The sequence below is a fragment of the Bradyrhizobium oropedii genome (assembly GCF_020889685.1).
Taxonomy (GTDB): Bacteria; Pseudomonadota; Alphaproteobacteria; order Rhizobiales; family Xanthobacteraceae; genus Bradyrhizobium; species Bradyrhizobium oropedii.
On sequence record NZ_JACMYO010000040.1, the window covers coordinates 1 to 23,088 of the forward strand.

18 protein-coding genes and 3 pseudogenes are annotated in these 23,088 nt (G+C 57.7%); 8 read left to right on the forward strand and 13 right to left on the reverse strand.

What is annotated here, in order from left to right; all coding sequences use genetic code 11:
• Window positions 1-58: 58 nt before the first annotated feature.
• The 5 genes and pseudogenes from tnpB to H8A95_RS13715 form a co-directional block, all read right to left on the reverse strand.
• Window positions 59-412: an IS66 family insertion sequence element accessory protein TnpB gene (gene tnpB / locus H8A95_RS44440; RefSeq protein ID WP_420839384.1), complete on the reverse strand. Its 354-nt coding sequence runs from the start codon at window positions 410-412 to the stop codon at window positions 59-61.
• Window positions 393-866: an IS66-like element accessory protein TnpA gene (gene tnpA, locus H8A95_RS13700; RefSeq protein WP_229183656.1), complete on the reverse strand. Its 474-nt coding sequence runs from the start codon at window positions 864-866 to the stop codon at window positions 393-395. Before tnpA ends, tnpB begins: the two co-directional genes overlap by 20 nt.
• A gap of 347 nt (window positions 867-1,213) precedes the next feature.
• Complete coding sequence (locus tag H8A95_RS13705; protein ID WP_229169623.1) at window positions 1,214-1,564, reverse strand: SGNH/GDSL hydrolase family protein; 351 nt, start codon at window positions 1,562-1,564, stop codon at window positions 1,214-1,216.
• 24 nt (window positions 1,565-1,588) lie between these two features.
• Window positions 1,589-2,295, reverse strand: a pseudogene (locus H8A95_RS13710) (S1/P1 nuclease).
• Window positions 2,296-2,342: 47 nt separating this feature from the next.
• Window positions 2,343-2,504 (reverse strand): hypothetical protein, encoded by a 162-nt coding sequence (locus H8A95_RS13715; protein ID WP_229169625.1) that lies wholly within the window; start codon window positions 2,502-2,504, stop codon window positions 2,343-2,345.
• Window positions 2,505-2,644: 140 nt separating this feature from the next.
• On the opposite strand from H8A95_RS13715, the gene H8A95_RS13720 reads away from it, so the two are divergent.
• From H8A95_RS13720 to H8A95_RS13730, 3 genes and pseudogenes are all read left to right on the forward strand, one after another.
• A complete protein-coding gene (locus tag H8A95_RS13720; RefSeq protein ID WP_229169626.1) occupies window positions 2,645-2,893 on the forward strand; it encodes a hypothetical protein in 249 nt (82 codons plus the stop codon).
• A 270-nt stretch (window positions 2,894-3,163) separates the two neighbouring features.
• Window positions 3,164-3,493, forward strand: a complete 330-nt coding sequence (locus tag H8A95_RS13725) for an RsbRD N-terminal domain-containing protein (RefSeq protein ID WP_229169627.1) — start codon at window positions 3,164-3,166, stop codon at window positions 3,491-3,493.
• A 615-nt stretch (window positions 3,494-4,108) separates the two neighbouring features.
• Window positions 4,109-4,542: pseudogene (locus H8A95_RS13730) on the forward strand (NEL-type E3 ubiquitin ligase domain-containing protein); the annotation flags it as partial.
• An 861-nt stretch (window positions 4,543-5,403) separates the two neighbouring features.
• Here the strand turns inward: H8A95_RS13730 and H8A95_RS13735 are convergent.
• The 3 genes from H8A95_RS13735 to H8A95_RS13745 all read right to left on the reverse strand — a co-directional run bounded on the left by H8A95_RS13735 (window position 5,404) and on the right by H8A95_RS13745 (window position 10,165).
• Window positions 5,404-7,650, reverse strand: a complete 2,247-nt coding sequence (locus H8A95_RS13735) for a hypothetical protein (protein WP_229169628.1) — start codon at window positions 7,648-7,650, stop codon at window positions 5,404-5,406.
• A 638-nt stretch (window positions 7,651-8,288) separates the two neighbouring features.
• Window positions 8,289-8,519 (reverse strand): hypothetical protein, encoded by a 231-nt coding sequence (locus H8A95_RS13740; protein ID WP_229169629.1) that lies wholly within the window; start codon window positions 8,517-8,519, stop codon window positions 8,289-8,291.
• Window positions 8,520-8,923: 404 nt separating this feature from the next.
• The gene (locus tag H8A95_RS13745; RefSeq protein WP_229169630.1) at window positions 8,924-10,165 is read right to left on the reverse strand and encodes a cytochrome P450; all 1,242 of its coding nucleotides are present in this window, start codon (window positions 10,163-10,165) and stop codon (window positions 8,924-8,926) included.
• A 1,170-nt stretch (window positions 10,166-11,335) separates the two neighbouring features.
• Here H8A95_RS13745 and H8A95_RS13750 point away from each other — a divergent pair.
• Entirely contained in the window at window positions 11,336-12,079 is a 744-nt protein-coding gene (locus H8A95_RS13750) for a radical SAM/SPASM domain-containing protein (protein ID WP_229169631.1), read from the forward strand.
• 136 nt (window positions 12,080-12,215) lie between these two features.
• Here H8A95_RS13750 and H8A95_RS13755 read toward each other — a convergent pair whose 3' ends face one another.
• A complete protein-coding gene (locus H8A95_RS13755; protein WP_229169632.1) occupies window positions 12,216-12,365 on the reverse strand; it encodes a hypothetical protein in 150 nt (49 codons plus the stop codon).
• 95 nt (window positions 12,366-12,460) lie between these two features.
• Between H8A95_RS13755 and H8A95_RS13760 the strand changes: the two genes are divergently transcribed.
• Together H8A95_RS13760 and H8A95_RS13765 are read left to right on the forward strand one after the other, a co-directional pair.
• Complete coding sequence (locus H8A95_RS13760; protein ID WP_229169633.1) at window positions 12,461-13,381, forward strand: integrase catalytic domain-containing protein; 921 nt, start codon at window positions 12,461-12,463, stop codon at window positions 13,379-13,381.
• Complete coding sequence (locus tag H8A95_RS13765) at window positions 13,344-13,883, forward strand: hypothetical protein (protein ID WP_229169634.1); 540 nt, start codon at window positions 13,344-13,346, stop codon at window positions 13,881-13,883. The genes H8A95_RS13760 and H8A95_RS13765 overlap by 38 nt, the downstream gene beginning before the upstream one ends.
• Window positions 13,884-14,497: 614 nt before the next feature.
• Here H8A95_RS13765 and H8A95_RS13770 read toward each other — a convergent pair.
• Together H8A95_RS13770 and H8A95_RS13775 are read right to left on the reverse strand one after the other, a co-directional pair.
• Window positions 14,498-14,893, reverse strand: coding sequence for a hypothetical protein (locus H8A95_RS13770; RefSeq protein ID WP_229169635.1), 396 nt, complete (start codon window positions 14,891-14,893; stop codon window positions 14,498-14,500).
• 231 nt (window positions 14,894-15,124) lie between these two features.
• A complete protein-coding gene (locus H8A95_RS13775) occupies window positions 15,125-16,366 on the reverse strand; it encodes a cytochrome P450 (protein ID WP_229169636.1) in 1,242 nt (413 codons plus the stop codon).
• 1,741 nt (window positions 16,367-18,107) lie between these two features.
• Here H8A95_RS13775 and H8A95_RS13780 point away from each other — a divergent pair.
• The gene (locus H8A95_RS13780) at window positions 18,108-18,293 is read left to right on the forward strand and encodes a hypothetical protein (protein WP_229169638.1); all 186 of its coding nucleotides are present in this window, start codon (window positions 18,108-18,110) and stop codon (window positions 18,291-18,293) included.
• 143 nt (window positions 18,294-18,436) lie between these two features.
• Here the strand turns inward: H8A95_RS13780 and H8A95_RS43795 are convergent.
• Window positions 18,437-19,705 (reverse strand): annotated as a pseudogene (locus tag H8A95_RS43795) (NAD(P)/FAD-dependent oxidoreductase).
• A gap of 145 nt (window positions 19,706-19,850) precedes the next feature.
• Window positions 19,851-20,603 (reverse strand): 50S ribosomal protein L11 methyltransferase, encoded by a 753-nt coding sequence (locus H8A95_RS13795; RefSeq protein ID WP_229169639.1) that lies wholly within the window; start codon window positions 20,601-20,603, stop codon window positions 19,851-19,853.
• A 605-nt stretch (window positions 20,604-21,208) separates the two neighbouring features.
• On the opposite strand from H8A95_RS13795, the gene H8A95_RS13800 reads away from it, so the two are divergent.
• Window positions 21,209-21,472, forward strand: a complete 264-nt coding sequence (locus H8A95_RS13800; protein WP_229169637.1) for a hypothetical protein — start codon at window positions 21,209-21,211, stop codon at window positions 21,470-21,472.
• The last annotated feature ends 1,616 nt before the right edge of the window (window positions 21,473-23,088 follow it).

The window sequence follows — 23,088 nt, forward strand, 5'->3', positions numbered from 1 at the left end:
ATTCATCGGATTCTTGAATCTGAACCGTACCGACGCGTCAACCGCTCAACTCGAGAGCTCAGCTGGCAACCTGATATTGCCGCACCGGATGGCGGACCATCGCATCGATATCGATGCCGTCAAGAATCCAGTGCAATTGCTCGGTCGTAAGCCGGACGACCGCCTCCTGGCGGCGCGGCCATCGGAACTTGTCCTCGGTCAGCCGCTTCAGGACCAGCACAAAGCCGGACCGGTCGAAGAACAGCAACTTCATCCGGTCGCAACGGCGATTGCAGAACGCAAAAACCGCCGGAGTGAATGGATCGAGCGCCATCGTCTCCTGGACCAGGACCGCAAGGCTATTGATGCCAGCCCGGAAGTCGATCGGCTCACGGTGCAGATAGACCTGCAGGTCACCGCCCAGTCTGAACATGGCCCAGTGCTCCGATGATCGCCGTCAATGCATCCACATCGCCGCATTCCAGCGCGAGCTTCACGCCGTTCGGCAGCGACACGCTCACTTTGGCCGGAGAACAAAAAGCTGCAGTCCCTTTGGGTTCCGAAGCACGCACTTCATCGCAAGTCGCCGGCAAATCCACCGTCGCCACGCCGTCTTGCCGCGACAGGGCTCGATCGGCGGACCCCTCAAGCTGAACCGGGATGAACGCCGGGCGTGAGGACGGCGGCAGCGACCTGGTCGCGGTGTGCTTCTTGATCCACTTCCGAAGCAGGTTCGCGTTGACCCCATGTTCGAGCGCAAGCCTCGATACCGAAACCCCAGGCTCAAGGCAGGCCGTGACAAGACGCTCTTTCGATGCCGCCTCGTAGCGCCGGCGACCGTTCCGGCCAACAAGCCTGACCCGCAGTTTCTGATCATCCGCTGCCATCACAAGGTGTCCACCTATTTGGTGGACACCTCATGCATCAGAGCACTCAAAAGCAAAAGGTGCGGAGAAATTCGCGCTTACCGTCAAAATTGCTGATCATCTGATCAAAGGGGCCCACGATCGAGGTGCCAGCTGCGCATGAGTTCAAAGCGGCGGAACAGAGCGACGTCGTGCTCCGTCGAAATCTTGCCGATGATACGGAGCATCTCTTCGGTCGCGGCGGTCGGCCTCTCCTGTTGGTCAAGCACAGCGGGTGCGCATTGAAGGCTCATAAGGACTACGTCGGCGTTCGCGCCCGAGAGGTGATCTAGGCCCCGAAGAATGGCCGCTCCAACGTCGTCTAGAAATTAGTCTTTCCATGCGGCGTTCGTGCCGATTTGCCAAATTACCAGCGCTGGTTTGAACGCGAGCACGTCGTTCTTGAATCGCGCAGCCTCGTCTGGCGCCTCTTGGCCGTTTAAGCCGACATTATGCATATTGATCTTTGGGCCCGGGAAGCGGGCGCTCAGCGCGGGCGCGAGCTTGTTCGGGTACGAGTTCTCCTTTGAACTCGCTCCTTCGCCTACCGTCGACGAAGAACCGATGGCAACAATGCTTACATCGTCGGGACCGTGCAGTGCCTCAGCCAGGAGGGGCAAATGCTGGCCCAACGAGATGAGGTCCTCACGCGTCTCGCAGCTTGGGTTTGCCGACGTCATCTTCTGCGCTTCCTGGCCAGATGGTTATCCGTTAGTCGGAGCTGTCACTTGGTAGGTATAAGGGCACTGCGACGAACTGAAGACGTCGTTCAGGTACCGCGCCAAGCGTAGGCCAGCGAAGCCGAGTTGCTGCGTTACGAGTGGTGTAGCCCGATCGTAATAAGCTTGGTCCAGGGTATCACCAGCTACCCAGATATTGCGGGCGATCGCTTCATTGTGAGCATCCTCAGTCCACATGACCGGATCGTGCTTGGTGTCGGTCTTCGCAGCATCGCTGGTCAGCCAACCTGACTCAAGATTATCGACAGAAGTCGGCCAATTGTACTCCATCGCGCGTATCAAGGTCGTCTCCCACATCTTGTGAAGATTGTCGGGCGGCGTCGAACACTTGTCCGCCGTGCAGGTCTTGCCCTTGAACTGGATCACCTTGATTGCGATCCCGTTGCCGCCGCTGCTTTCCCATATCGTGTGAAACGGCTGATGAATGTCACCGACGAAGTGAACGGCGAATTTGAGGGCTCGAAGCTGTTGTCGCCGGCGGTGCAACGCAGGTCATTCTTTAAACGCGAGAGCTCGTTAATGACGCAGTCGCCTTGCTCAGGCTTCTCCTTGGGGCACTCTGTTGCCGGATCGTAGTGCGTGTCCTGTCGCGGAATATCGACGAAATGCCAGTTATAGGTCTCATTCGGCTTTGGACCATTGTAGCGGACCTCGTCAGCCCAGGTCGAAATCGAGGCAAGTGACGGGGTCGTGCCGCGTTGGGGCTCGCCTGAAGTATCTAGGTTATGGCCTGCGCCGCGTTCTGAGAGAGCCGCCGCTGTGCGATTTCAGTGACGATCGAATGCCCTTCTTCGCCCCAGGCCCATGCATTGGAAGTTGTCAGGGTCAAAATCAACGACAGAAGAATTCGGCGCTTCGCAAATTTGAATCGACCGCTCATGAGCCCATCCTCGAAGTAAGTAAGATGATTATTTTTGATCCGTTTGTTCGACTTTAGCTAGAAAATGGTCCATAGTGCAATCTAGCGCTTGAATTGTTTTACGACGGAACGCCGCAGGCTCATTTTAGAAGACCCTCGCGATGACTGGCGAATCGCCCGGTTATAGAATGCCCGAGAAGCTGTACGATATCGCTGATTTGCTGCAAGGATATGATCCGAGCGATAAGTTGGCTTTTGTAAAGTCATGGGATTTCGGGGCGTACGGTCGCTACATTTCAGACGGGGCTGCAACGCCCGCCTCACTCGAGATTAGACTTGCTCAGGCAGAGCATGACGCGCGCATTGGAGAAGCCTTGGAACGCGTTTCTCGATCGCGAGCCGAAACCTGAGTTGGTTGGGGCCGGTTCACCCGCTTTATGGTAGTCTCCTGCCCAGAAGGTGCTTCCTTGGAGGGCGACGGGTTGTATCCTATTTCGGTGACCAGATTGGGGTCGGCATCAATTCGAAGCACCTGTTCAGCTACAGGAGACGAACATGGCCTCTCACGGGAAAAAGGTCCGAGTAAAATCAGTTTCCCTTAGCGTTCTTGGTATCGGTGGTGGCGTAGGGGGAGGTAAGCGACGCAGAACAAAAAGCGGTCCAAGGATTGATTTGCGTACATGGAAGATCGCCGTATATTGTTCAATACGCCCGATCAGCAGATGCGGGAAAAGGCCGATCCGTCTGTTGACGACATACGCAGCGAGTGCACCAATGTTATTGGCAAGCTCGATAGCAAATCACCTGCTGAGGCCGCTGTACGCGGGATACGACGGGCTTGTCACCAATTTCTTTCGCAGATAGGTGGTCCGGGACGGGCCGAGACCGACTTTTATTTCGCCCTAGGAGAACTCCGTGCGGCTGTTGGCCTCCATGTTGCCGCCCTTTCTCAGGCTTACAATGTGGGGGTCGAGGACCAACTCGCGCGCATACTGCCTAAAGACGATTAGCTGATCGATCTTTCGGTCAGATGACGATATGCGGCTATCGTGCTTCGGCTCGCAGTTTGGGATTCGGAACCTTTCCGTCTTTTTGCGTTGCGCGCGCTTGAAGCGCTCGCCGCGATACCGTCATTGCCGGCTCTTGGCAATATTCTGACCACGTCCGGCGACCTCGCCCGGGGATACGATGGCAAGGCTGACCAGGCGCGTCTGTGGCTCAACGTCAGGCATAGCGCCCTGAAGGACCGGGGGGCGAAGCCTTACAAGTCCGACCTGGTTCTACGGCCTCTGCCTATAGTCAGGGTTCTTCAGGGACGACTAACGGGGGCGGGGAGATCGATGCGCGGCGTGCTTTCCACTATCTCGTCCTGCCGAACTGAACCCATGCGCAGGTCTGGACGATGGGACTTCATGCGGAGCAGGATGCGTCGGCCGCGTATTGCGCGTTCGATCTGGACGGCGATATCGCTTGATTCGCTCAGGCGGCCAAAGTCGTTATCGATTGCGGGCAGGCGAGGAGATGGACAGAAGTCAGCCGATATGATCGGTGGCGCGTCAGAATAATAATCTGCCAGAGCGATGAGTGAGAGAATGAAGTGTTAATTCAAGGATCGCGGACAGCCGGTCGACGAGATCGAGGTCTACCTCGCCTACCAGACCCAGTTGCGCGAGCCGCTGGAGCTGCGACACGTCGCCCCCGACATGCGCTTTTTGACGGTCTCTCACGTTACCGGCGACGACGTTGCGAGCGCGATCGCAACGGTGCGACAGCGGGAAGCCACAGGCTTTGCGGACTATCTAGCAACGCGTTGGCAACCTTGGGAAACGGTGCTCAGGCGCACTGCCCCCGAAGAGCATGCAGAAATGGAGGAGCGGCTCGTCGATGCGATGGGCGAGGAGTTTCAAGTTCGGCTGAACCAAGGGCTCGCCGAAGTGGGCCTAGCGGGCGATGCCGATGCCGAGCGGACGCTCGGACCTCAAACCCTAACGAGATCGCCCTCGAGATCAAAAGCGAGGTGATGCACCGGGTGCTTGGGGCGCACGGCATCGAGCTGTAAAGATCGGTTAGACCAATGGTACAGATTGCTGTCGTGAGCTCGCGCCGCGCTCAGTGGACAGAGCCCGGCATGCTGATCGGGCTGCGGAGGCATCGCTTATTCAGCGATGCCATCCTTACTCAGTGTGTGATGGCGATCGAACAGTAAATTGCCGCCTCTATATCGATGTGAATTCCGGTATTGGAATTGCCGCCGTGAGCCTTTGACAAGAAGCAGCTCCGCCCTCACGCGGCTGAGACACTCAAGGAAGAACGAAAAGCCCCAGCATCTTCTGGGGGACCTGGAGGCCGGGATGCTGGGGCTCTCGTCGCCTTATCAAGAGAAGCAAACGGATAGGCGGCGTCATTGTGCATTGCAAAGTCGATTCGTCAAACCGGAGGGCATGCTTGTCTCTCGGGCATGCCAACTGCCGCGCGGCAATGAGGATGACAGTGCCCAGCCAGATTGTCGCGCTATAGCCAACCATCCGAAAGCCAAATCCCACCGGAGCTTTGCCCGTCAGTTCGCGGCGGACATGCAGGCCTTTCAGGCCGAGCGCGGCTACATCCAACCGGATCGTCCGCCGGGACCAAGCACATGTTTCCGCCTGCCGCGCTCAGCGGCTATAGCTTCCTGCCCGCGCGCCGATCTTCGGCGCCACCAATCGCCTCCTAGTGAGAGCTTACTTGCCGGTGATCGAAAATGATCCGGCTCGCCGGCCGACGAGCCTCTCGTTGATTTGGTGCGTGTTTTCTTCCCCCGAGTTCCATCCTTTGGGAGATGGAGTTGAAGGGCCCGGTGCGGCTCAGGTAATCCGCCGAGCCGACCTGGAGGCATGAAAGCTGCCATCGAACGGCTTACTGCCGCGAGACAAGAAGCTCACTAGATTCCCAGTCGCCCCATCTGCGCCGACACGTGTCCCGGATCGGGAAGGTGGTACCACGCCTGGCCGCCAGCTGCGGTGCTCAACAACGACCTACAAAACGCAGGTGTGAGCTTGCCGCGGTGGATCACGACGTTCTCGTGCCCCTCGGCGGCTCGAGCGTTCTGCCAGTTCTGATTATAGCCGCGCTGTTCATTGGACTTCACGTGGCAAGCGGCGAAGTCGCGGTCGCCCAGCGTTGCCAATTGCCAGGCATATACCGGCCGCTTGGTATGGATGTGCACCCACATCGGGCTTGGCGTCGCACCACTGCGGAGCGCCTTGGGCTGCAGCTTGATCTCGAACAGCGTCCCTGGCTCCTCCTTCAAGGCACGCGGTGGATCCACTGACGCCAGTTCCCCCGCCGCCCGCAACTGTTCAAGGTAATTTTGCGATGGAAACGCATAGGTCTTCATGCAATCGCTCGTGATCGCTGCCTTTCCCGCGTTCAATGAGTTTGCCTGTCCCTGCACCTGGGACCACATCGTCTTGAGCCGGACTATTTTTTCGTGCACTTCGGGCACTTGCGCAGCCGTGAGTAGGCCACGTCGGCGAGGCTCCTCCAGCGCGGCTACACAGGCCTCAATCTCGGCGGCCTGCGTCTGCGAGCGCTTAATGACGAGATCCAAGACGTGGTCGGCGTCCTCGGGTTTCATCTGGCGCGCTTGCGAGACGGCGCTTTGCTGAGCCGGCAGATCGAACTGCAGCAGCTCATCCAGTCGCTCGAGTAATCCCGCCAGTGCTTTCCTGGAGGGCGGAGCCTGCCACATCTGGAGGTGCTCGGTGGTGGATGACGCCCTCGCGCGTACCTCCTCCGCGGTCGCGAGTTTCTTGGTACCGAGATCCGAGAGCACGATAACCTTGCCTGTCGAGGCCGTGGCCGCATCGAGCCTGGCGAGTTGCGGCTCGGGCGGGCGGGCCGTCGAACTCCCCTCGCCTGCGGCCGCTGCGCGCCTTCCTTTGCCCTTTCTGCGCGCTGCACTGCCTTCGCCCACCACGGCGGTATTTTCCGCCAGCGCAGCCCAAGCCGGCGGTTCAATCGTGGCTGCTAACTTTGGCTGCACTGCCAGCAGCCGCATGACTTCGTTCGCCGTAAGCCACGCACCTTCCACGATCTCGTCCAGCAATCCCAACGGAAGGTCAGCTCCCGTTCCGGCCTCCCTCAGCGTGGCAACCATTGAGCTCACCCCTGAAGCGAATTCCGAAAGCCGCTCCATGACTCCTTCCAGAACGGCGCGATGCTCGGCGTCGAGCGGCGCCCCGTTGCTGTTCAGAACGGCCTCCATGGTCGAGACGAACGCCGGAAAAACATCCCGGATGAAGGTACCGAGCAGACGCACCCGCCCGTTCCCGTCCATGAGAAATTCGTGTACGGCTGGTCCGAACGTGCTCGCTTGCACATCAATCAAGACCTGCGCGAGAGCGATCAGCTGTTGCAGATACATGCATTTCGTATTGAGTGCCCAGCCGGTATGCAGTCGCAGTGCAGCCTCTTCGGCCTTGCGCATCTCGGCCGTAGCGCTTGGCAAGTCGGCAGTCGCCGCGCAGACGGTCTGCATCCGCTCCGAGCGCAGTGCCTTCTTTCCCCACCACTCCATGCAGGCCGCATAGTGTTCCGCCACGCTTGCAACCACGCGGCTCAGCTGGTCGGGCGTAGCGGTGCCTTTGACCTTCTCGAGCCATCCTGCTGCTGTCTTTCTGTTTTCCTCAAGTTGGTAGATAATCTGCGTGGCCACCGCGTTACATTCGGCGCCCGCGTCCAGCGTGTCATCGCGGAACCGGCGAGCCCGCTCGTCGGGCAGAATGCGCCGCGCCAAATCTGGGGGCAGATGGGCGTAGTAGTCCAGAATTGCTGAGCCTGCCCTAACGACTTGGTCGATCAGCTCTTGCGCCTCGGGAAAGTTCGGGGCGTGCGAGGCCGCCCGACGACAAGTATTGAACTCCTCAAGCAGGCTGCCCAACTCTCGCTTTGCTGCGTTGATCTCGTCCCGCGTTGGCGCCACCACATCCGAAGTTGGTGGCTGGTTCGCGAGCGGCGCGGTTCTATCTTGAGGACCGGAGCGCATCCGCTCCACGACGGCGTCGAAAGATTGACTGCGTTCCCCTGGGACGAGGCGGGGCTCTAGGCTCGAACTGCTTAACCCCCCGGCGCTGTCGGATCCCGCAGCCCCAACATGCGATGTGCCAGCTCGGCCAACGCCTCTCATATCTTATCTCCGATAAATTCGACAATGTGCAGTCTGCCCGGATAGCGCGCTTGGCTGACGAGTAGCTGACCGAGAGCGTTTTTTTCCGGATGCACAAGAAGGCCGAAGTCGCCGTGGGTCCACTTTCGCAGCTGCTGTACCGTTGGGGGCCGCGATGTGGAAATGGCCGCGTCAGCTGCGGGACAGTCACTAGCAGCACATAACTGCTGCGCGAGGCGCCTCGCCGTTATCTGCACTGTGGACTGCGACAGTATCGGCCGCGAGGCGATCCGTAAGAGTCCCTCCCCTCTACCGGTGGCTTCGTGCACACGAACTGGGCCAAAGCCATCCCAAACGCTGGAAAGCAGCGAGGAGAACGCTCGCGCCCTGAATAGTGAGTTGTGGTCAGGCAGAAATGACCTGCGTATACTCGGATGGCTGACCTACGGCTGCCGCACGCGTTCCGCTCTTAGGAAGGAGACTTACACCGAAGAGCTCACGAACCGAGCGGCCATACACCGATTGTGGCGAGACGTAGAAGGCCATGAGCAACAACATTTTCTCCCAACGCACGAATCGTGCAGAATCGACGTTTCGTAAATCCTTTGCAAAACATATCTCGCGAAGCCGCCGCCCATCCAGGCCCGGTCAGACCCACCTTACAGAAATATGGCAGCGAACGCACCAAGTGCGCCGAGCGTCAGCCCGATCAGCGAACCGGCTGTCGGCAGATCCCGAAAGAGCAGAAGGGTGAGTATCGGCTCCACCACCAGAATAGTTCCGACCGATATTGCGACAATGATCCAGATATTCTTCAGATGCATGTAGCCTAGCGCGTATCCGAAAACGAGCAGGATGCCACCGAAGGATATCAGGAGAAACATCGGCAACAGTATTGCCAGATCACCGCTGGCCTTTCCAAACTGCCGTGAAGGCAATCAGCTCGGCGATGATCGAAAGCGCTTCTCCAAGGAAAATCGCTGCCACCGCTACAATCTTCAATATCAAGCTCATCGGCCTCTACGGTTCCGGCTATCCAAGGCAACCGGAGACGGGGCATCGGAGTAACCGCTGAGGTTGCCTTTTCGGCCTGTCAGGCGCTTGCAAGGCGCCCGCGCGCGCCACGCCTATCGCTCCTCACGGGCACTTCAAACGTCTGCCCGGTTGTTGACTGGACCCCGACCTGCAGCACTTCGCGTCAATCAAACCATCTTCGCTGCTTGGAGCAGCGAAGATCGTTCAGGGCGAGCCCAACCCAACCGCGTGCCGGCTGCCACACCGGCGCGATCAGGGCCTAGGCTGCAATCCGCACGGGAAGTGCGGAATAGCCGTGCACGAAGTTAGATGCAATTCGCTCGGGTTCGCCGACAACCTTGACCTCCAGTCGCGCATCCAAAATCTCTTCCCAGAGGACTTTCAACTGCAGTTCCGCAAGATGTCGACCAACGCACCGATGGATGCCGAATCCGAACGAAAGATGCTGCCGCACATTCTTGCGGTCGATGACGAAGCTGTCGGCGTTCTCGATGACCTCTTCGTCCCGGTTGCCAGAGATGTACCACATGACGACCTTGTCGCCCTTCCTGATTTGCTTCCCACCTATGATGCAATCTGCTGCAGCGTTACGTCGCATATGTGCGATCGGCGTCTGGTATCGAATAATCTCGGACACGGCACTCGCCACCAGCCCCGGATTGTCGCTTAGTTTTCGTAGCTCGCCCGGGTGCTGATTCATGAACAGGACGCCGCCGGTAATCGAGTTGCGGGTGGTGTCGTTGCCTCCCACGATCAGCAGGAGCAGATTCCCGAGAAACTCATCCGGCGTCATATGGCGCGTGGCGGGCGAGTGCGCCATCAAGGAAATGAGGTCGAGACGCGGCTCGGCATCGATGCGCTCGTGCCAAAGTCGGGTGAAATAGTCCAGGCATCCGGACAAGATTGTACTTCGTTTGTCCCAGCTGTCGACCGCATGACCTGCTCTCGGAGGAGTGACAGCGACATCCGACCAATGGGTCAAGAGTCGCCGGTCTTCGAAGGGAAAGTCGAAGAGTGTGGCCAGCATCTGCGTCGTCAACTCGATGGACACCATGTCGACCCAATTGAACGGTTCATTGCGTGGCAAGCCGTCCAGAATTGCCCTGACCCGAGAGCGGATCAGGCTTTCGAGCTTCGTCAGGTTATCCGGTGCAACTATCGGACTTACGGCATTGCGCTGCTCGGCATGTTTCGGAGGCCCCATCTTGATGAAACTTGGGGTCCAGTGCTCGTCAGGCACGTCGACGATAGTGATACCTTGCTCCGACGAAAATGTTCTGTGATTTGTATCTACTGCTACAATATCGCGGTATTTCGTGAGGGACCAATATGGGCCATAGCGGCTGTCTTGGCAGTAGTGAACGGGATCTTCCCTTCGCAGCCGCTCAAAGCACCCCCATATGCTATCATCTTGAAAGCGCTTGGCTTCGCTTACATCCAGGCTGCTCAGCGGAATACTTGACGCATCATCGGCTCCCAAGTCTGCCAATCGCGTTTTCATGATCGTCTCCCGCCGATTCTGCTCGCTCAAGAGCTTACGGATCCGCGTGGTCGCGATCCATGGTGTCGACTACTGTGGCGCTTTGATTGCGAGCAGGTCGTCGCTCCAAACAGAGTATCCCCCAAAGCGCAGGAGGTCTCCCCTACCATTTCCGGCAGTAAGGATCGGATTGACTTTCCAACTCATCTGCTCCAGTGGATCTGAGAGCCATCATCGCCACACCGGTGCCGCCTAATGCCGGCTAAATCGCTGCTCGACCTATCAAACAGGCGCCATGTGGCAGCCGCTTTCCACTTTTTAAAAGTACCAAATGCGACATCTTTGGCTCGTCACGGTCGCACTTGAAGTTGTTACCCGTTGTCCGCATCGGTGCCGTGGCAATCACTAGCGCTGATTGTCGCCGACCAGATCCGTTAGCGCCGCTCCGCGCCGAGGGACACTAATTTGTTGTTCAACTGGCAAGCGGCCTGCTTCATCCATCGTCCTGACCGACAGAAGCTTTCGCGGAGGATCGCAGCCAAGGGCTGCGATGCTCGATCCTATATCTATCCCATTTATGGTCCGAACCATTCGCGATGGGCTATCCCCTGCGCGGCAAATGAAACTGTGGCCGGAAATCCGCGCCGCCATCGGGAGAAATTTGAGACGCCCGTTTGGCCCGCTCAGATGCAGGCTAAGCATCACTACTGCTCCGAAAAGCGTCTCCACAGACCCTTACGCGAGGACATCGAACCCAGCACCTGACGGCCGAAACGAAACGAGGATGTAAGTGACAGCCCAACCGTACTAAGCGGCGCTCAACGCGTAGAGAGCAGTATTCGACACGGCAGATCGGTAGTCCTTCAGTGCGCGCAATATCGAAACTCGGCGCATTGTGAGCCGTGATACTGGAGCTTCGTTTAGGCCATTTCGATAACCGACCTGCACTTTAATTGCGATCCGTAAGGAGCAAAGCAAGCAGTTGCGCACTGATGGCGACTCTCCTTCTCCAGCAACTTCTTGCTCCGGCACCTGAAAGGACCAGGCAGAATGACGGCATACCATATGATGTTACAGAACTCGCGCGCATCCCATCCTGGTGGCAGGGTATTGGAGATAACCACGACCGCTGGATGCATCGTCAGATGTTCTTATTGCCCGCAGGACAGGTTCGCCGATCGTCAAAGACCCGTGTCCCAAGCGAAGCACCTCGGTGTTCAGGATTTCAAGCGATGTCTGGCACGCGTACCAACAGCTACCGGCATCGGTTTTGCCGGCTACTCGGAACCTTGGCTGCATCCGGCGTGCACCGGGATGGTTGAGCATGCGTACGCACGCGGTCACGACGTCCGAATCTTCACGACGCTTGTCGGAATGAACGGGAGTGACGTTCGGCGCTTGCAGGTGCTCCAGTTCAGCGCTTTCGTTGTCCACGTTCCCGATGACGGAACTTATATGAACAGCCGCCTTATCGGAAAGACCTATCTCAATGTCATGCGCCGACTGGTCGAGGCGAACATTCCCTCAATTCGATTCGTCGTTCTCGGAAACGTCCATCCCGATCTCGCCGACATCATTCCCGCCAAAATGCTAAAACGCTTGCGGCCGCTGAGTAGCAGGCGGGGACATATTGATTTGAATATCATCAAGCCGCGACAGCCGGTCGTCGGACCTTTGACATGCATGGGCAAACAACAGTATCGTAATGTCCTTCTTCCAAACGGCGACGTTACATTGTGTTGCATGGATTTTGAGCGGCGTCATGTCCTGGGCAATCTTTTGCGCGACGAGTACGAAGACCTGTTCGAAGGGCGAACATTTAGCGAAATCGTCGATCGCATGAACGGAACGGATGGCTTTCTGCTTTGCAGGATATGTGAATTTGCCAAGCCGCAGACGTCGGAATGGTGTGTGGGAGCCGACCAGCAATCGTGAGGGCAGGCCCGCGCGAGGGCGGATGTCAAAAATCCGCTGAAGAACCACACAAGAGCGACGCCAACTCGCCTGCGCCGTGCCCGGAAGAGCCATGCCGATAGAAAGTAACCGGTATGAGCTCCCACGTCCGCGATGTTTAGCGGTCGCGTGCGTAGCGGATGGGCATCCAGTGCTGGCGCAGCGCCTCGACGACGGCTGGGATATCGAGGTAGGCGTTACGGAGGAAATCCTCGGTTTTGCGACCGTTTCGTGGCGGTCCGAGCAGCGGACGGGCCTGATCGCGCATTGCCTCACTAAAAATGTTACCGGACAACTTCCCTGTCGCGCCTGGGGCGGAGCTGCCGAATCAGTTCGGTGGCGGCTATGGCAGGGAGGATCAGCATGCGCGCAAAGCGCGAGATCACGTCAGCGCTGGCCGAGCGTTATCGGGCGGGCGGGCGGCTCGAGAAGGGACGGATCCTGGACGAGCTTTGCGCCGTCACGGGATGGCATCGCAAGCACGCGATCCGAGCACTGTCAGTGGCCGAGGCATTGGGATCGGCCGTGCCGCGGCGGCGAGGCCGGACCTACGGTGCTTCCATTCGGGTTGCACTGATTGTGCTATGGGACGCCTCTGACCGGCTCTGCAGTAAGCGGCTCGTCGCAATGATCCCGTTCTTGCTCCCGGCACTTGAACGGCACGGCAGATTGAAGCTTTCTGCCGATGAGCGGTCGCTAGTTTTAAAGGTGAGCGCGGCGACGATCGATCGCCTGCTGAGCGACGTAAAGATCGCAGCAGCCGGAGGACGCAGACGGCGGGCGGGGTTTTCCAGTGCCGTACGGCGGCAGGTCCCGGTGCGCACATTCAATGACTGGGGATCGCCTCCGCCGGGGTACTGCGAAGCGGATCTGGTTGCGCACGGCGGCATGTCCGTAGCCGGCGCGTTCATTCAGACGCTAACAATGGTGGATATCGCGACGGGATGGACTGAATGCTTTCCGCTCGTCGTGCGTGAAGCAGCTCTTGTGGTCGAGGCTCTCGAGCGCGCGCAGAACCTATTTCCCTGGCCCGTTCGCGGGCTCGATTTTGACAACGACAGCGCCTTCATGAACGACACGGTCGTGTCGTGGTGCCGCTCTCACAATGTCGAAGTCACTCGTTCCAGGGCCTACAAGAAGAACGATCAGGCATTCGTTGAACAAAAGAACGGAGCTATCGTTCGCCGCCTGGTGGGGTACGGGCGGTTTGAAGGCATTGATGCCGCTCGCTCGTTAGCTCGCCTGTTTGCGGCTGCACATCAATTTCCTCCAGCCCTCGTTTAAGCTCAAGGAGAAGCACCGCGAAGGTGCCAAGGTGATCAAAAACTATCTTCCTCCGGCTACGCCGTACGAAAGAGCATTGGTCCACCCGAGTCTCAATGAGGCATTTAAACGTAGGCTGCGGGAGATTTACCGCACGCTTGATCCGGTGGCATTGCTGGCACAGGTGCGGGACGCTCAAAATGAGCTGGGCAAGCGCGTTGATCAGCGGGCCGGAAAGCCAGCGATGATTATCGCGCCGGTGCAAAGCGACTTGGCGGCTTTTGCCCGAGAGCTCGGCGATGGTTGGAAAGATGGTGAGCAGCGGGGCATTCATCGGCGCCGCTATGTGCGGCGCAAGCCTGTGCCACGCCGGCCATCGATGCTCGACCCGTACATCCCCATCATCGAGGAATGGCTCGCCGCGGCTTCGCACTTGTCCGCGGTCGATCTTCTCTCCCGGCTGGAAGCGCATGCGCCTGGTCGGTCAGCGGGCATCAGCGGCGTACGGTGCAGCGATGGGTGAAGAATTGGCGATCAAAGGCCGCTCGACAGCTCATCAGCAGCACGGAGATCACACTAGCGGTCCAAGCTTCGTGCCTTAGGATCTAATCCGGTTCTTTCGCCGAATCACCGCAAGCCGCTCGCTCGCTACGGCGCTCTGGACGGCGCGCTTCGCGAGCGGCTTGCTCGGACTCGCGGCAGCTGCTTCAGGAGAGACTAGGGTGCGCTTCGGTAACATTGTCATCTGAGGCAATATGAAGGGGCAGCTTTCCATGGCGCGCGACATGTCTATGGAACAGCCCTGCCAAGGGTCATCCCGAATACTGAAGAGCCGTCACAAGCATGCCCGCATCGTGGAACGGACTGGAGGATCGTGGTGAAAGAAAGTACCGGCGGATGTCGATTTGCAGACCCTCGGCAGCCGCAAGCGTCTTATTATCCGGGAAGGAGATGCTGGTGTTCGACCGAAGAATTCACGAATCAAACGATGCGCGGATCCCGGCTAGATGTGGAACGTCCGTCCAAACAACATCTTCTTCTCGCATTCTAATTGAGCAGAACCGACGTTGCTCAACTCCTTTTCAAAATACGATTTCGCTGAAGATGCCATCCATTTTAGCGGTACTTAAAATACGCTCATAGCAATACCGCAGCGAGCGTGCCAAGCGCACCGAGCGCCAACCCGATTAGCGAACCTACCGTCGGCACGTCTCGAAACAGGAGAAGCGTGAGAATCGGTTCCACCACTAAAATTGCTCCCACCGATATCGCAATGATGATCCAGATATTCTCTAGATGCATGTATCCTAGTGCATATCCGAAAACGACAAGGATGCCGCCGAAGGATATCAGCAGGAACATCGGCAAGAGCGTTGTCAGGTCCCCGCCGGCCTTTCCAAACTGCTTTGAGGCAATCAACCCTGCGATTATCGAAAGCGCTTCGCCAAAGAAAATCGCTCCGACCGCTACAATCTTCAATGCTAAGCTCATCGCCTGACGTATCGAAAACGCTGGGTCAAAGGTAACTTCCAATGCTGGAATCCATCTCCTGACTGCCTTAGACAGTTGGAGATGCAAGGGCCCTCGGCTGGGCACCACCATTCATGGCTTCTCGCAGGCACTCAACGTCTGCTGAATGCTGCCCAGTTCCCGAGGCCGACATCCCTCACGCCGGTTAACCGCTTTCGTTATTGTGCAGCGACGAGAGTGAAGAAGAAGACGAAACTGAGCAGCTGGGCGGCCGCCAAGCCCGAGCATCATGGCCTAAGCTGCAATCTGCACAGGAAGTGCGGAATAGCCGTGAACAAAGTTGGACGCAATTCGCTCGGGCTCGCCCACAACCTTGATCTCCAGTCCAGCCTTCAAGATTTCTTCCCAGAGGATTTTCAACTGCAGCTCAGCAAGATGCCGTCCAACGCAACGATGGATCCCGAATCCGAACGAAAGATGCTGCCGTACGTTCTTGCGGTCGATGACGAAGCTGTCGGCGTTCACGATGACATCTTCGTCCCGGTTACCAGAGATATACCACATGACGACCTTGTCGCCCTTCCTGATTTGTTTCCCACCTATGATGATATCGGCCGCAGCGTTGCGCCGCACATGTGCTATGGGCGTTTGATATCGAATAATCTCGGATACGGCGCTCGAGACCAGCTTGGGATTATCGCGTAGTTTTCGCAGCTCGGAGGGGTGCTGGGTCATGAACAGGAGGCCGCCGGTAATCGAATTGCGCGTGGTGTCATTCCCACCCACGATCAGCAGAATCAGATTGCCGAGAAACTCGTTCGGCTCCATGTGTCGAGTTGCAGGCGAGTGCGCCATCATAGAAATCAGGTCGAGACGCGGCTCGGCTTTAATGCGCTCGTTCCAAAGCCGCGCGAAACACGCCAAGCACTCGGACAAGATCGCACAGCGCTTGTCCCAGCTGTCGATGGGCTGGCCAGTTTTCGGAATTGCTACAGCTACGTCCGACCAGTAGGTTAAGAGCCGCCGATCCTCAAACGGAAAGTCGAATAGCGTAGCAAGCATCTGCGTCGTCAACTCGATGGAGACCCTATCCACCCAATTGAAGTCATCGTTGCGCGGCAAGCCGTCCAGAATTGTCCTGACGCGACGGCGGATCACGCTTTCGAGTTTCGTCAGGTTTTCTGGCGCGACGATCGGACTTACAGTATCACGCTGCTCGCGATGCTTAGGCGGACCCATCTTGATGAAACTCTGAGTCCAGTGCTTGCCAGGCACGTCGGCAATGGTGACACCCTGCTCCGAAGAGAACATTTTGTGATTGGTATCTACCTCTACGATATCGCGGTATTTCGTTAGCGACCAATATGGACCATAGAGGCTGTCTTGGCAGTAGTGAACGGGAGCTTCCCGTCGCAGCCGCTCGAAATAACCCCACATGCTATCATCTTGAAAGCGCTTGGCTTCGCTTACATCCAGATTGCTCAGCGGGATATTACACGCGCCCTCGGCTCTATAGTCTGCCAATTGCGTTTTCATGATCGTCTCCGCAGATTTTGCTCTCTCGAGAGCTAAGGGATCCACAGATCGCGATCCATAGTTTCGAGCTGGCGTGGCGTTTTGGTTGCGAGCGGGTCGTCGCTCCAGCAGAGTATCGCAAATCCTAGGTCCGTCTCCCCTACCATTTCCGGCAGGTAAGGATCGCGTTGACTTTCCAACTCCATCTGCTCGAGTGGATCGATGAGAACCGTCCGCGCTACACAGGCAGTGCCGAATGCCAGCGACGTTGCTGCTCGCGCGATCAAACAAGACGCAATGCGGCCGCAGCTTCCCACCTCTTTAAGAGGCAAAATGCGACGTCTTCGGCTCCTCACGCCGCGCTTACTTCCATGCTGGCCGCTGGATTGTGCGGTGACCACTACCCACACTGATCGTACGTCCACGAATACGGTTAACGCCGTTCCGCTGAGAAAAGCCAATTAGTTCTCATGGCAACCAGCCTGCTTCATCCATTATCCTGACCAGAAACTTAAACGGGACAAGAAGCTTTCGCGGACAATCGCCGCCGAGGCCTGCGATGCTCGGTCGCTTGTCCATCGCATTCATGGCGCCCGAACCATTCGCGAGGAATATCACCTGCACCAAAAATGGCAAATCATAGAGAGTAGTCCGGAACCCGCGCCGCCATCGGAAGGCTTTAGGATGTCCCATTTGGGCAGGTCAGATGCTGGCTTCGCATCGCCACGGCTCCGGAAGCATCTCCGCAGCCCCTTCTAGCGAAGACACCGGGCCCAGCATCTGACGTGTGCCGACACGGAACGAGGATGTCAGTGACAGGCAACGATGCTGAGCGGCAGTCGACGCGTAGAGAGGAGAAATCGACACGCCAGACCGGGTCCCACCTTTCGGCAGCGGATTATCGAACTCGGCGCATGGCCAGCCATGACATAGCAGCTTCGTCTAGCCCTTTTCGCCAGCGGCCTATCCCGGATTTGCAATCCGTGAGAAGCAAAGCAAGCCCTGCGCACCAAACGCTCCGCTCCCTCTCCAGCAATTTCTTGCTCCGCCACCTGAAAGGCCAGAACAGAATGACGGTATATCCAAGGGAGTTACAAAACTTACGCGCAGCCAATCCTGGTAGCAGGATTTTGGAGATAACCACGACCGCAGGATGCATCGTCCGGTGTTCTTATTGCCCCGAAGACAAGTTCGCCGATCGCCAAAGACCTGTGTCTCAAGCGAAGCACCTTGGCCTTCACGATTTCGAGCGATGTTTGGCACGCGTACCAACGGCTACCGACATAAGTTTTGCCGGATACTCGGAGCCTTGGCTGCATCCGGAGTGCACCAGGATGGTTGAGCATGCTTACGCACGCGGCCATGACATCCGAATTTTCACGACCCTTGTCGGAATGAACGGGAATGAGGTCCGGCGCTTGCAAGTGCTACAGTTCAGGGCTTTCGTCGTCCACGTTCCTGATGACGGCACTTATGTGAACAGCCGCCTCGTTGGAAAGTCCTATCTCAATGTCATGCGCCTGCTCCTCGAGGCGAACATTCCCTCAATTCGGTTCGTCGTCCTGGGCAAAGTCCATCCTGATCTCGCCGACATCATTCCCGCCAAAACGCTAGAGCGCTGGCGGCCACTGAGTAGCAGGCGAGGACGTCTTGATCCGGATATCATCAAACCAAGACGGCCGGCCGTTGGAACTTTGACGTGTATTGGCAGACAACAATATCGCAATGTCCTTCTCCAAACGGCGACGTTACTCTGTGCTGCATGGATTTTGAGCGGCGTCATGTTCTTGGCAATCTTTTGCGCGACGAATACGAATATCTCTTTGAAGGACCAATCTTTCGTGAAGTTGTCGATCGCATGAACGGAATGGGCGGCTTTCTGCTCTGCAGGATGTGCGAATTTGCCAATCCGCAGACGTGGGGACGCTCTATGGATGCCGACCAATAATTGTGACGGCAGGGCCGCGCGAGTGCGGATGTAAAGAATTCACGTAGAACGACACACGACCAAAGCCGATTAGCTCGCCACGTGCCGGGAATGGCCGCCGATGGGAAACCCGCCGATCGGATATACGACTGACACTAGGCGGATTAGAGCCGCGCTTCAGTGAGGTGAACCACTTGAGAGCCTGCTCTATAGAGGGCCTCATGGGCGGCACAAAACCGCCGATGTTCAACCGGCGCGGCCGGGAGTGGTAGATCCTTTTCCGCAAGGCGGCCGAGGACGTAGGACGCCAACGCAAGGCCGAAGACGGTCCAGGTGCAATCCCGCGCCCGTTGTAGCCACCGAAGGATACCAGGTTACGGTCGAGCTTGTGAAAGCGCGGCAGGTGATCGGAAGTCATCCCGATCATCCCGAACCAGCAGGTTTCGAACTCGTGGTCACCCAACTGCGGAAACAGCCTGCGCAGCGACCTCACCGCCCAGGCACGGTGAACCAAGGCGGCGATACCCTCCAGAGCTCCAACGCTGCCGAACACCAGACGACCGGACCGATCGAAGCGAAACGAGGAAAGGACCTCGCCGGTGTCCCATGCTCCTTGCCGTTCGGGCAGGATAGAGGTCCTGAGACGATCTGATAAGGACTGCGTGGCCAAATTGAAGTAAGGTAGGCGAATTTGCTCTCGCTGAACCTGCAGCCAAGGTCTTTTGCCGTAGGCGTCGGTAGCGATGATCACCCACTCAGTACATACGGATCCCATCGCCGTGCCGCCCCTCCAGTCCAACCCCATTTCGCCGACTCTGAGGACGTCAGTCTGAGTGCATATCCTCGCGCCCCTGCAAGCGCAATGCGTGCCAAGCCGCGCGCATAGGCCAGAGGCTGAATTGTACTGGCGCGCTTGTCTAGCAGCGCGCCGGTATAGTTGCCACCTCCAATCTTTCTGCGCGTCTCCTCCGCACCACGACCGGAGCGCCGCGTTTCTGCCACTGTTCGGCACGTATCTGGATTTCCTCCAAGCCCGGTGGCCGACCGCGCGATGCAGGGTCCCCCGCTCAACTTCGCAGTCGATCCCATGTCTCTCGATCAGTTCAAAACCTCTTCGGTCCTCCACCCAGTAATTCGATGAGCCGCTCTCCAAAGGGAGGGCCGAGCGTACCTGAGAGCGTGTCGGACATAACCCACATGCCCGCATTGACGAGCCCGACGTTGCGCCCGGAACCACCGAATCCAATTTCGGATGCCTCCAGCAGGAGACCGCGCACGCCTGCCTTCGCGAGGTGAATAGCCGCAGAGAGCCCAGTATATCCGCCGCCGATCACAACGACATCGGCTTGCAAATCACCCACGAGAGGACCGGTATAGGGCGGCGCTGGCGCTGTCAGCTCCCATAAGCCGTGCGATCTGCGACTGCCTTGCATCGGACGAACTCGTTCTGCAGCCCCATTAACTCGGCCGGCGGCCTTCGTTGTGGAACTGCCAATCCGAACACACCTCGCACTGAACTGGCACTTTAACAGGTTGACCAGTAGCGGCGCTTGGGAGGATCCAGGAGCGGAAGCGGCTTCACCGAACCGTGAGCTCCCAGATGATGCGGATGTGCCCTCCATGAATCGATGGTCGGAAAATGTGCATATTTCTAACGCGCAGCTTACTGTCATCAATCAAGTTCAGGACGCGCCCAATATCTCCCTGATCCGAAAAGACGACATACATTAGACCATCGGCATTGAGCCAGATATGTGCTCCCCCTAGAGCTGCGGCCATGACCTTGTGATCTTCGTCAAAGCAAGAGCGCTCCAGGTCGTCCTTTGCTTTTCGGTTCCAATACGGTGCGGCAAAGAGAATAAGGTCGAATTTTTCTTTAGGCTGCAGCGCAGAATAAATGTCACTGAGGCGCACGTCTGCGTGCTCGGAATAACCCAGCCGCTCGATGTTTAGCTTTGTGTTGAGAACGGCTTGCGGGTTAATATCCAGAGCCACTAGGTGTTCTGCTCCAGCGCGGAGTGCTGCCAAGCCCAACACACCTGATCCGCATCCCAGATCTAACACTGTTGCTCCAGATTCGATGTGCCACTTCGATATCAAGGCGTCGGGAGCATGACTTAGGCGTGGCGACAGCACACCAGGAAGAATGTGCAAGAGCATACCGCACACTTCCACGTCGTGCGGGAGTTCGCATGACCGTAGATCAGCGATCATTGCGTCCACATCGGTCGTTTGACGCCTCGCCGATACGGTTGGGGATGCCGTCATTTCAACTCTCCATTTTTGCAGCGCGATCAGAAGCTGCCTTGCCTCATCATCGACCGCTCCCATCAATGAAATTACTCTATTGAGCGCGTAGGGGTAGCTGCCGCACGCTCGATGCTCTGTGAGAGCACACCGGTCTACGGGATTGAGAGCATGGCTTGTCCTGCGTCTCTGAACGCCATCGGCCTTCGCGAGCTATCGTTGCCTCTTAGTACCAATGCCCCTAGCAACGACCGTGCCATCACCATTCAAAACGCGCTCGGCCCCTGATCTTCCTTGGAATAACGGCCGGCGACAGGCCCTGAGCTGTTCTGCCGCTGGCCCAGCGTGTCGGTAACCGAACACGTATATCCAGCCACATCATTTGTCAGCGCGCTCCGCTTGCCGCAACGCCGACAGGTGTCACGCTTGAAGCGCTCAGAAACGAGATCGACGCCTCGCCGAACAGCAATCAGCACGTTGGTCGCCCGCGAGCAGCTCCCGATGACAGCGTCGGTCGGGACCGCGTCTTCGACGACTTGGCGGGGTCGTCATATGTCACACTGCGGCCCTTTCAGAACCAGGACAATGATTGCAAGCCGCGCACGGAAGAAAGCACGAGCGCTATATCGCATGTCCGTAACACGGCTCGGGATCATTCTTGCGTTGGAGATACTCTGGAGCGATATACTATGGACCGGGCGCTTCAGGCTGGTTGGCATATGCGCGGCAAGACAGCATCATCTCTTCTCGTGTCGCTGGTGGAGGATCCCTCCAAACTGGTTGTTTCGCGCGACCACTGGGCGAGAGCGATCGCCAACAATGCGAACACGCTGCACACCTACATTGTCCCGAAGTCCGCGGTCTGGACGCCCGACGACGCGCTGAGCAGTATCGGGCTCGGAATGAACGTTGAGGACCAGGACAACATTGATGCGGATGTGGGTCTGATGTGATCGCTGGGCAACATCAGCTCTGTTGGAGCGCCGACCGAATGATGCTGCAAATATAGAAAGGGCTCTTATTCCGCTTTTTCCCAATCAGCGCATGATCAAGCAGCGACACACGAGAAGCTATTCTCTCGCAAGCGTCCCGGCCGGCCTGACCTCCGGCCTTTCGGCTCACCGCATTGCATGCCGTGGCATAGCCCCACGACCTCCCGGCACGGATGCTTTCCTCGAAACTCGGCAGAAATCTAGATTGAAACTCAAGGGCCGCCTTTTGCAGAAAACGGGAAGGCCCGTCTTGCGCAGCTGCTTATCGCGCGCAACCACACGCATGCGCCGCTGGAGGTCAACATCGCTGCGTTCCCGTGAGCTGCCGCTCTGAGTTCGTATATGACTGCACGCCGGTCACCCCTGTGGAGCGCAGGAATTCCGCAACTCACATGATCGTGGCGCCGAAAACTCGCAGTGATCCGCAGCAAATTTCGGTCGCACGCCCAGCCTAAGGTGATATCGGTTGATAAGAGCCTTGAATACATCGAACCGCTCGCCACATCCGCCGGGCAATGGGGGCGAGTCGCACGTTTTCAGGCGTAACTCCATCGGCATGAATGCGGAACGAGCAATTACGCAATGTTGAGGCGTACGCGCCGTACTTCCAACGCCCAAGTGAACCTGCATCTGCGATGAGTTCGATTGACGATAGATTAAGTGAAATCAGATGGATACGAAACGAGATTTGGCGCTGTCGTAGGTTGCTTAAGACCGAACTGCCTCGCGAGGAGAGTGAGGCCGTTGAGAAGCGTCTGCTTGAACAGCTTTCCGCCTTTGAACGGCTCTTGACGACCGCATTTCCTCTCGTCTTGAGTTCTGGGGTGAACTCAACCAAAAGCAGTCCGATCGGTCCAAGTGAATCCACTGAAACGCTCGTTGAGAACGCCGCAACGGCATCAACCGGCGCCTTCGGGAACTCGATCGGTGGCTGATGCGAGCAGCTTCTCCTGCTTAAGAAGTCCCCCGCTCGGGCGTCTCACTCCCGATGCAGGATCGGACCGTTGTTGACGCCTCGTTTTTTCGACCCGCCCCTTCTCTCCGCCGCGGTTGGCATCACCCGGCGGCATTCGACACGCAAGTCCTTAAAATTGTCCCTCAGACAAAACATGGCCGCGTCCACATCGCCACGCCCTGTAAAGTGGTCACAGAAGCGTATCACGTCTGGTCTGCAAGACGTCAATATCTCTTCTGATCTTCGTTCTCGCGCCCGAGCGTATCCCGTGCACCACGTCGCTGCGATCGCAATCACAACAAGGGCGGTTACATCGCGAGGCGCACGGTAAGTCCAACCCGTTCGTCGCTTTTGCCTGAACAAACCTCTCTTAAGCTGCATACCCTTCACTATTGTTCTTTGCCCCGCGAGTATCATCTATTTAGGAAAGCAGGTAGCCGCATCGGCAGGAGCGGTCGTGTCACTGCCGATTCGGGCGTCTTTGTTTCAATACTTCCGGAATCATCGTTGCATCGCGCGCCAGACCTTGCTGCCAAGACCAACGCACAACACAGGCTGGCTGCATTTGCAGCGGGCGCAGCCCATTTTAGGGACTGTGTTTAGGTCTACATTCGCGACGCTA